This window comes from Nocardioides albidus (genome assembly GCF_006335005.1).
Classification (GTDB): domain Bacteria; phylum Actinomycetota; class Actinomycetes; order Propionibacteriales; family Nocardioidaceae; genus Nocardioides; species Nocardioides albidus.
This window is the reverse complement of the sequence record NZ_VDMP01000016.1, coordinates 88,912-98,565: the sequence shown is the minus strand read 5'-3', so window position 1 is coordinate 98,565 and position 9,654 is coordinate 88,912. Positions and strand designations below refer to the sequence as shown.

6 protein-coding genes are annotated in these 9,654 nt (G+C 73.5%); 4 read left to right on the top strand and 2 right to left on the bottom strand.

Annotated elements, in window-relative coordinates; all coding sequences use genetic code 11:
* The coding region (locus FHP29_RS04030) for a glycosyltransferase (protein WP_205013857.1) at window positions 1–901 on the top strand (901 nt) is incomplete at its 5' end.
* Window positions 902–947: 46 nt separating this feature from the next.
* Here the strand turns inward: FHP29_RS04030 and FHP29_RS04025 are convergent.
* Together FHP29_RS04025 and FHP29_RS04020 are read right to left on the bottom strand one after the other, a co-directional pair.
* A complete protein-coding gene (locus FHP29_RS04025; protein ID WP_139621562.1) occupies window positions 948–1,814 on the bottom strand; it encodes an alpha/beta fold hydrolase in 867 nt (288 codons plus the stop codon).
* A 75-nt stretch (window positions 1,815–1,889) separates the two neighbouring features.
* The gene (locus FHP29_RS04020) at window positions 1,890–2,663 is read right to left on the bottom strand and encodes a LuxR C-terminal-related transcriptional regulator (protein WP_139621561.1); all 774 of its coding nucleotides are present in this window, start codon (window positions 2,661–2,663) and stop codon (window positions 1,890–1,892) included.
* A gap of 138 nt (window positions 2,664–2,801) precedes the next feature.
* Between FHP29_RS04020 and FHP29_RS04015 the strand changes: the two genes are divergently transcribed.
* Genes FHP29_RS04015 through FHP29_RS21515 form a run of 3 tightly spaced genes read left to right on the top strand, consistent with a single transcriptional unit; the run spans window position 2,802 to window position 9,564 of the window.
* The gene (locus FHP29_RS04015; protein WP_139621560.1) at window positions 2,802–5,009 is read left to right on the top strand and encodes a hypothetical protein; all 2,208 of its coding nucleotides are present in this window, start codon (window positions 2,802–2,804) and stop codon (window positions 5,007–5,009) included.
* Window positions 5,010–5,021: 12 nt separating this feature from the next.
* A complete protein-coding gene (locus FHP29_RS04010; protein WP_139621559.1) occupies window positions 5,022–8,030 on the top strand; it encodes a hypothetical protein in 3,009 nt (1,002 codons plus the stop codon).
* Window positions 8,031–8,055: 25 nt separating this feature from the next.
* Window positions 8,056–9,564: a caspase family protein gene (locus FHP29_RS21515; protein ID WP_158296462.1), complete on the top strand. Its 1,509-nt coding sequence runs from the start codon at window positions 8,056–8,058 to the stop codon at window positions 9,562–9,564.
* The last annotated feature ends 90 nt before the right edge of the window (window positions 9,565–9,654 follow it).

Here is a 9,654-nt window from a genome sequence, read left to right as displayed (position 1 = left end):
CCGTCCGCCGGTCGTGGTCGCGGGTGTCGTCCCGCTGACGATCTCGAGTCGGGACACCGCGCCGTTCGGCATGGGACTCGCCCCGTCTCCCGTGCTCAACCGCCTGCGCAACCGGCTGCTCGAGAAGGCCGCCGCGGCGGTCCTGGCCGAGGGGGAGGCGCTCGCGCAGCGCATCCACCAGGACCTGCACGGGACGCCCATGCCCGGCGGGGTCCTCGACTGGCAGCGCCGCGCCGACGCGATCGCGCAGTTCACCGTCCCCGAGCTCGAGTACCCGCGCTCCGACGCCCCGGAGCACCTGCACTTCCTCGGGCCGATCAACGCGTCCGGCTCGGCCGCCCCGCTGCCCGAGTGGTGGTCCGACCTCGACGGCACCGTCCCGGTCGTGCACGTCACCCAGGGCACCGTCGCGAACGCCGACTACGACCAGGCGATCGCCCCCGCGCTCGTCGGGCTGGCCGACCTCGACGCGCTGGTGGTGGTCGCCACCGGCGGCCGGCCGCTCGACACCCTGCCGCCGCTACCCCCGAACGCCCGTGCGGCCGCGTTCCTGCCCTACGACGAGCTGCTGCCGAAGACCGACGTCTTCGTCACCAACGGCGGCTACGGCGGCGTCCACTACGCGCTTCGGTACGGCGTACCCGTGGTCGCCACCGGCGGCAAGGAGGACAAGCCCGAGGTCGGCGCGCGGATCGCGTGGTCCGGGGTCGGTCGTCGGTTGCGGACCGAGCGGCCGTCGCCGAGCGCCCTGGGCCGCGAGGTACGCCGCGTGCTCAGCCGGCCGCGCTACCGGGAGACCGCGCAGCGGATCGCCGAGCGGATGCGAGCCGCCCCCGGACTGCCCGGTCTCGAGCGCATCGTCGACGACCTGGTCGCGGCCGGCTCCGACGGGCGGCCCTGACGCCGAACGTGAGCGGGCGCGCCGCCGCCCGCTCACGTCCGCCCGCTCACGTCCGCTCGCTCAGCCAGCCGATCACGTCGCGGGTGATCTCGTCGCGGTCGGTCTCGTTGAAGATCTCGTGGCGGGCGTCGTCGTACAGCTTCACGGTGACGTCGGTCAGGCCGGCGTCGCGGTAGCGCTGACCGAGCAGCTCGATCAGGGCGCCGCCGCCGGCGAGCGGGTCGGCGGTGCCCGAGGCGATGAGCAGGGGAAGGTCGCTGCGGACGGTCGAGGGGACGGCCAGGCGGGCGGCCGGCCCGAACAGCGCCGGCACCGTCTCCTCGGGCAGGTCGAAGCCGCACAGCGGGTCGGCGACGTAGCGGTCGACCTCGGCGTCGTCGCGGGAGAGCCACTCGTAGCCGGTCCGGTGCTCGAAGCCCACGTTGAACGCCTCGAGCCCGGCGGGCGCGTCCGGCTGGGCGGCCGCCTCGGCCATCGCGATCGCGAGCTGGTCGAGGGCGGTCGAGCCGGAGAGGACGGCGGCGGCGTACTGCTCGCTGTGGTCGAGCAGCACGGCCTGGGTGGCGAACGAGCCCATCGAGTGGCCGATCAGGACGAGCGGAAGGTCGGGGTTCGCGGCGCGGAGGTCAGCGCCGTACGCCGCGACGTCGGCGATGAGGCCGTCGAACCCGGCAGCGCCGAAGTCGCCCGGTACGCCGACGATCGATCGGCCGTGGCCGCGGTGGTCGGTCGCCCGCACGAGGTAGCCGGCGGCGTTGAGCTCGGCCGCGAGGCGGTCGTAGCGGCCCGCGTGCTCGGCCAGGCCGTGCGCGATCTGGACCACCGCCCGGGGCTCGGAGACGTCGTCCCAGGCGTAGGTCGCGAGGGCGATGCCGTCGACGGGGGAGGAGAAGGTGCCGGTCGAGAAGGTCATGCCCGATCTTGGCATGCCGGCCGCCGTCGGTCGGGCGGATCGGCCGGGCGGATCGGTGGGCGGATCAGTGGGTGGTCAGGCCGGCCAGGGCCGGGCCGCCGCCGGCGCCGAGACGCCGACCCGGCGTGCGCGCAGGACGGCGGCGGCGTCGCCGCGCGTGGGTGCCTCCAGCTTGGTGAGGATGCTGTGGACGTGGTTCTTGACGGTGGCGAGCTGGATGGTCAGCCGGTGGGCGATCTGCTTGTTCGACAGGCCCTGCTGCAGGAGCGCCGCCACCTCCCGCTCACGTGAGGTGAGCCCGAGGCCCGCCTCCGGCGACGCGGGCCCCGCCCCGACCGCGGCGAGCCGGCGGACCAGGCTGGCGGCGATGTGGGGCGGGCAGTGGAGCTCGCCCCGGGCGGCGTCGCCGACGCGGGAGGCCAACTCGTCGACGGAGGCGGTGTCGGTGACGTAGCCGGCCATGCCCGCCTCCGCGCAGGCCAGGATGCACTCGACGGTCTCCTCCACCCCGAGACCGACGACGGTGACGGCGGGCGTCTCGGCGAGGCGACGCAGGCCGGACAGTCCCGACGAGCAGCGCAGGTCGTAGAGCGCGACGTCCGCCTCCCCGCGTCGTACGGCGGGCAGCGCGGTCTCGAAGGTGTCGGCCGAGCCGGCGACGGTGAGCCCGGGGCGGGTGGCGAGGACCTGGATCAGGCCCTCGCGATAGATCCGCATCGGGGAGATGACGTAGACCCGGATCGGCCGGGTCCTGGGGGAGTCGTAGCCGTTGCCGGGCAGTGTGCCCCGGGCCCGAGTTGTCAGCGCGTCCATGACCAGAGGAGTCGCCGCGGTGCCCAGGAGAGACACCGGATCGGATCCATCCGGACTGGATCCTCCCTGGACCCCTTTCAGGCCCGGCGGCCGATAGCGGGCGAGGTCCCCGGCTCGGGATCGTCGGTGCGTGGCGACGAAGCGTCGCCGATCAACGTCCCCCGGAGGTCAGCAATGGCTGCACAGGCAATGGGGCCCACCTACGCAGGCGGCACCCAGCCCATCGTCAAGGACGGGTACGCCGTCCTCTACCTGCCGGACGTCAACAACCGTGAGCTGATCGCCCAGGGTGAGGCGCCCGTCTTCTACTACATCCCCAACCAGGTGCGGATGGCCCGCAAGGAGGGCCCCGACAAGGGCGACTACCTGTTCAACCTGGTCCGCTTCGCCGGCACCGGCGGCGAGGGCGTCGTCGGTGGCGGCGGCGACGTGGCCGGCGGCGTCCTCACCTTCTCGACGACCGGCGCCCTGCCGGAGTCGACCCGCCAGCAGGCGGAGGACGCGATCAGGGCGCAGTACGCCGACAGCGACGACGCGTTCTGGGGCATCCGCGGCGCCCGCAAGGCCCCCACCTTCCGCCCGGCGATCATCGCCTCCTCGACCACGGCGGTCTCCAACGTCTCGCCGACGCCGCGGGGCTTCCCCGCGCTGCGGCCCGCCACCCGCGACCACGGCACGCGCACGGCGTACTTCGGCGTGCCCGGTGCGCGCTCCGGCGCCCGCTCGCCGAGCATCGTCGCCCGCGACGGCGAGCCGCCCGCCCCCGGCGCTCCGGCGCCCGGTCCGGCGGCGAGCTCCAACCTCGACCCGTGGTACTGGGACATGCAGGGCCAGGGCACCGGCTCGATCGACCCCACCGGCACCCACGCCTTCTCCGGCCTGGTCGGCGTCTACCCGGCGGCCATCCTCTGGGAGGCCTTCCACGGGACGGCGTCGCCGCTGATCGTGATCCAGAACTACAAGCTCAAGGTCCGGTCGCCGGTCGTCAAGATCACCATCGACGGCCACTGGGACCGCATCTTCGAGCACTTCTCCGCCGCCGCGTCGGGCCGCTACCTGTGGGCCAAGGTCGACCTCCAGGCCGAGTTCAACAACATGCGCACCAACGGCACGATCACGACCGACGTCAAGGTCGACACCACGCTGCCGGGTGCCGAGGCGATCGCCCAGCGCCTGCAGCAGAAGTCCGACCTGGTCTTCAACAAGTTCATGGAGCAGGCGCAGAAGATGATCTTCGACCCGCCGCAGCCGCAGGTCGAGGCCGCGAAGGCCGACACCGGCGGCTGGGGGCTGTGGGGCGTCGGGGTCGCGCTGAAGTACCGCCGCGACGAGACCCACCTCGACCTGCACTACGAGGAGACCCAGCAGTTCGCCTACCTGCAGGACCACACCGTCTCCAGCTCGCTGGCCGGCATGTACGACGAGATCAAGGCCGACCCGGAGGCGGAACGGAAGTACTTCCTCAACGTCGACCTCGACGACTGGCCCCGCAAGCTCAACCGGGTCGTCAAGCCGGTCGCGGCCTGGGGCGACGGGGACGTGGAGTTCATGTCGGTGGAGATCGGCTACCCGGGCGCGGACGGCGCCCTCAACTGGCAGGGGCACAGCTTCTCCGGGGACGAGGGCAACGACGGCACCTACAAGTGGTCGCGGGTGCAGAAGCCCGCCGCCGAGGTGGCCAACCCGCCGCAGGGTTGGGAGCCGGACAAGACCTTCGTCAAGCGCAAGGTGCACCTCGCCGAGCCGCCGAGCGAGGTCGTCGACCCCTACCGGCGCACGCAGATCCAGCGCAACGTCATCGACATCGACCCCGGGCCCAACGGCACCCCGCTCAACGACACGATCCTCGAGGTCCGCGCCGACGCCGCCGGGAAGCTCGCGGTCGGTCCGCTGCAGCTCGGTGTCGTCCTCCAGGACAAGACGCAGGTCGTCGAGGCGATCTTCGAGGCCACGAAGGAGGACGGCACTCCGCTCGGGATCCCGCCGGTCCGCTTCCGCTGGAACGAGGGCGACTACGACCGGGACCGGATCTGGACCGTCTTCACGGGCGACCCGGACTTCAAGCCCTACTACCGCTACAAGGTGCTGGTCACGGTGAAGGGCACGCTCTTCGAGCCCGGCCGAGCCTGGGAGGGGCCGTGGACGCTCACCCAGGGCAACGGCCCGGTGATCGTCGACGTGCCGCGGCCCGACGGCGAGGGTGTCGTGACGAAGTCGCGCTCGATCCCCGAGCCGCGCGTCGCTCGCCTCCGTGCGCTCGGCGGCGCCCCGGCGACGGCTCCCACGCCGGTCCCGGCGCGCGAGGGTGCGCCCGCCGGCAACGGGAAGAAGGCCAAGCCGCGCGGGTCGCACCCGGCCACCTTCCTCGACTACCAGCTCTGAGTGAGGTGTGTGGTGTCCCTCGAGATCGGGCTCGGGCGCGACAGCGCCGGGCGGGCGGTGTGCTCAGCATCGTTCGTCCTGGCGCACCCGCCCGGCCCCGGAGAGCGGCTGCGTGACCTGGTCACCCAGGCCGTGGTCGGCCTCGACCTCGTCGTCTCCGATGCGGAGGCGACGCTGGCCCGGACCCGCGCCACGGTGGTGCTGCCGGACGGTCCGGTCCGGGCGACCGGGACCGGACCCTTCGGCCAGGTCTCCCTCTCCTTCACCGTCGAGGGCGCCACCGCCGGGAGCCTCCTGCAGAGCCTCGTGGAGCGGACCGGCGGGCCGCCGTTGCGGGTCGAGGCGATGACGGTGCCCGGCCCGGGCGCGACTCGGCGGGTCCGGCTCCACCTGGGCCGGCTGTGGGAGGTCCTCGACGACCACCTGGGCTCCTCGCGCACCGTCACGGTCGCCGGCCTCGCCCGGCATCTCGACGACCTCGTCGCCTCGGGCGCGGTCGACCTCGTGGAGCCGCCCGGCTCCGCGGCCGCCCGCGAGGCGGTGGCCGATGTCGTCGTACGCCGCGCGGTCGGGGTGCTCGCCCCGGCCGACGGCGGCCGCTACCGGGTCGCCGAGCGTCGTCCAGGCGACATGGAGGTCACCGCGATGGCCACGCTGCCCGGGGCGCCGGGCGAGGTGCTCCGCGCGGAGCGGCCGCTGGGGGAGCTGCTCGGCGACGCCGGAGCCGACCCCTCGGCGTACCTCAGCATGGTGACGGCCGACGGCGGCCAGGTCTCCGCCCTCCTGCCGAACCGGTCGCTCACCCGGAGCAAGGCCGGCCCGCGGGACCGGATGGTGATGCTGCGCGCCAACGACCGGATCAACCCGGTCGTGCTCGCCGCCGGCGGCGAGCTGACCCCCGCGGTCCGGCCGGCGGCGGTGCGCGTCGACAGCCACCTCGCGATCGCGGACGCCGTCACCCTCGCGATCCTCGAGCCCGACCAGGCACGGACGCCGGGGCCCGTCGTCGGGGGCGCGCCGGCGTTGTGGCCCGACCGCTTCGACGCCGCGACGCACTGGTACGTCCCCGAGGTCACGCTCGTCGTCCCCGACCCGGCCCAGCCGGCGGACGGTGCGCCCTTCCGGTTCGACGTGACCCCCTCCGGGCACGGTCTGGACGGCAGCGAGGGCCTCGAGGCCACGATCACCCTGACCCTCGCGTCGCGGATGCCCGACGACGTGCGGGTCGCGTGGGAGGCAGCCGGGAGCCCGACCGCCCGGCCGGTCCCCGCGGACGGCCTGACGGCCCGGCTCGGCGTGCCCTTCCGCGACGAGAACGGCGACCTGCAGGTGCAGTACCACCAGGCCGACAGCGTGACGCCCAGTGCCGACTTCGGCGCCGACGGGGGCACGGCCGTGGCGGTGTTCCGGCTCGCGGACCAGTGGGCGCGGATGGCGTACGGCGCCCTGTCCACGCCCGGCTTCCAGGCCGAGCCCGCCCGGGTCCTCCTCACCACGACCTACGGGGGGTGGCGCCGTGAGGCGGGGACCTTCCCGATCGCCCAGCCGGACAAGATCTCCGTCGTCCTCAAGCCGCAGGTCGACCGGCTCGCGGTCCTGCGCCCGCCGGTGATCCGCCGCGCGCGGACCGTCGTACCGGTCGAGCCGGAGCCGATCCCCCCACGGTGGGAGGTCGGGATCGCGCCCAGTCAGGTGAACGTCCTGGCGAAGGCGGGACTGACGGTGGAGCCGCGGCTGCACATGAACGCGGCGCTGCTGGCCGAGCTCTACGCCGAGCGCTTCGAATGGGCGCGGTTCGAGGCCGCGAGCTCGGTGCCGGTGCTGGTGCCGTGCGCCGACCACGGGGCCAACTACCGGCGCGTGATCGCCGGTGAGGAGCCCCAGGCGATCGGCTGCCAGGACGTGCTCAAGCTCGGTCAGGCGCCCTTCCGCACCCACGAGCCGATCACCGTCGCCGCGGCGCAGGGCCACGCGACGGTGCTGCGCTCGCTCACCCGCCCGGGCCACTTCGTGCTGGTGCCCGAGCGCTACCGGGTGGGCCGCTTCGGCCCCGACGCCGACGACCGCGCCTTCGACCCCCAGCTCCTGCTCACCTCCGTCCTCGACACCGAGACCGCTGCCCTGCGGGCGGTGCTGGCGACCACCGTCGAGGCCGACGTCGCGCCCGCGGTGCGGACCGCGATCGTCGACGAGCTCCGCAGCCGCAGCCCGCAGGTCGTGCTGGACCTCCCGTGGGCCGCCGGCCTCACCCAGGACGTGCGCCTGGCGGTCCCGGGCCGAGGCGACGTGCAGTGTGTCCCGACGGCGAGCGGGTTCACGATCGTGCTGACGCTCGACGTGTCCGACTTCCTCGTGGTCAAGGCCCTGCTCGAGACCGCCGGGCTCACCGGGACCGCCGCGCTGACCCTGCCGGACGGCGTGACCGTCTCGAGCGCGATCGGTCTGAGCCTGAGCCAGGTCACCGGCCCCTACGGCACCGGCCCGGTCACCCTCGAGCGCGACGGCAACAAGGCCCGGCTCACCAACCGGATCGGCTCCCGGGTGGCGGTCACCGGACTGCGCGCGCCCGGCGGCACGCTCCTCGCCGTCGACGAGGTCCTCGGGCCCGGCGACTCGGCGACCGTTCCCGCGCCGCGACCGGACGCGGGGGAGTACGACGCCGTCACGGTCGTCGAGTCGAGCCGCGAGACCCTCGAGGAGGTCCGCGTCTACATCGAGGATCTCGAGGTCGAGGTCGTCCTCGTGCTCACCGGCGGCCTCGGTGAGGCGGCGGCGCTCGAGGTGGCGACGACCTTCGACGGCCGTCCCGACGCCGAGCCGGTGGTCCTCACGGCCACCGCGAAGCAGGAGGCCCGTCGCTACGTGCTGCCGCTGACGGCGTACGTCGCCGATCCCGTCCTCACCTACGTGTGCACGGCCGTCGCCGCCGACGGCACCAGGACCTCGAGCGATCCCGTCTCGTGGTCGATCCGCCAGCAGGGTGCGGTGATCCCGGTCGCCGTGCCACCGACAACCCGATGAGCCCATCACCTGAAAGGAGACCGGGATGCCCGGCTACTCACTACACATCGGTCTGAACCACTGCGACCCCGAGGCGTATCCCGGCTGGGACTCGACGCTCGGAGGCTGCATCAACGACGCGAACTCCATGATGCAACTGGCCTCGGCCGTGGGCTTCCGGACCAAGCGCCTGATCGACGGCGAGGCCACCTCGACGGCGGTGCTCTCGGCGATCGCCACCCTGGGCCAGACCTGCAGGGCGGGCGACCTCGCGCTCATCTCGTACTCCGGCCACGGCGGCCAGGTGCCCGACAGCAACGGCGACGAGGGCGACGCGCAGGACGAGACCTGGGTGCTCTACGACCGGCAGGTCTGCGACGACGAGCTCAACCAGATGTACGCGCAGTTCGCCGCCGGGGTCCGCATCCTCGTCGTCAGCGACAGCTGCCACAGCGGCACCGTTGCCCGGGCGGTCGTCAACCTGGCCACCCGCCACGCGATCGCGACCAACCCCCTGGGCAGGGACATGTGGCCCGACGGGGTGAAGGTCGAGGCGGCCCGGCCGCGCGCGATGCCGGCCTCGTTCGCCCTCGAGGACGTACGGCGTCGGCGCGGGATCTACCAGCTGGCCCAGACGCTGACCCGCGGCTCACGGAATCCGGATCTCGCGGCCTCGCTGATCCTGATCTCCGGATGCCAGGACAACCAGCTGTCCTTCGACGGTGCCGTCAACGGCGCCTTCACCAGCGCGTTGCTGTCGGTGTGGAACCAGGGTCGGTTCAACGGCGACTACCGCGCCTTCCACGCCGCGATCCTCAGCCGCATGCCCGCCGACCAGACGCCGAACTTCTTCACCCTCGGCGACGTGTCGGCCTTCCAATGCCAGCGGCCGTTCGCGATCGACGGCGCGCTCGGCGGTGGCGGCTCGGGCGGATCGGGGGGATCGGGCGCCAGTACCGGGCGGCCGCAGATCCAGCAGGGCGCCTACGGCCCGGACGTCGTCTACCTCCAGCAGCGGCTGACCGTGCACGGCTACACCCTCGCCGCCGACGGCCAGTTCGGCCCGAAGACGACCCAGGCGGTCAAGGCCTTCCAGCTCACCCGCGGACTGACCGCCGACGGCATCGTCGGCCCGCTCACCTGGCAGGCCCTCGACCGCTCGCCCTCGGATGCGGGCTCGGGCGGTTCGTGGGACACCGGGTCGGGCAGTACCGGATCGGGCAGCACGGGCTCGGGCAGCACGGGGGGCGATGACTGGGGGTCGGACTCGGGCTCGGGGTCCGGTGACGACTGGGGGTCTGACTCGGACGCGGGCTCGGGGTCCGACTCGGACTGGGGTTCCGGTGATTCCGGTGGTTCGGACTGGGGTTCGGGCGATTCCGGTGGTTCGGACTCGGACTGGGGTTCGGGCGATTCCGGCGGCTCGGACTGGGGTTCGGGCGACTCCGGCGGCTCGGACTCGGACTGGGGCTCGGGCGACTCCGGCGATTCGGACTGGGGCTCCGACGGTGAGCGTGCCCGCGAGGCGCCGGCGCTGAACGGCTACCGCTGCTGACCGGCGGCGGCTGCCGGTGATCGCCTCGACGCGCTGCGACGGCCCGCGACACGACCTGTGCAGGACTCGAACATCTGTTCGGAACCGTGC

Excerpts from the sequence above, each read along its gene's own strand:
- FHP29_RS04025 (WP_139621562.1), bottom strand. The coding sequence starts at position 1,814 with ATGACCTTCTCGACCGGCACCTTCTCCTCCCCCGTCGACGGCATCGCC.
- FHP29_RS04015 (WP_139621560.1), top strand. The coding sequence starts at position 2,802 with ATGGCTGCACAGGCAATGGGGCCCACCTACGCAGGCGGCACCCAGCCC.
- FHP29_RS21515 (WP_158296462.1), top strand. The coding sequence starts at position 8,056 with ATGCCCGGCTACTCACTACACATCGGTCTGAACCACTGCGACCCCGAG.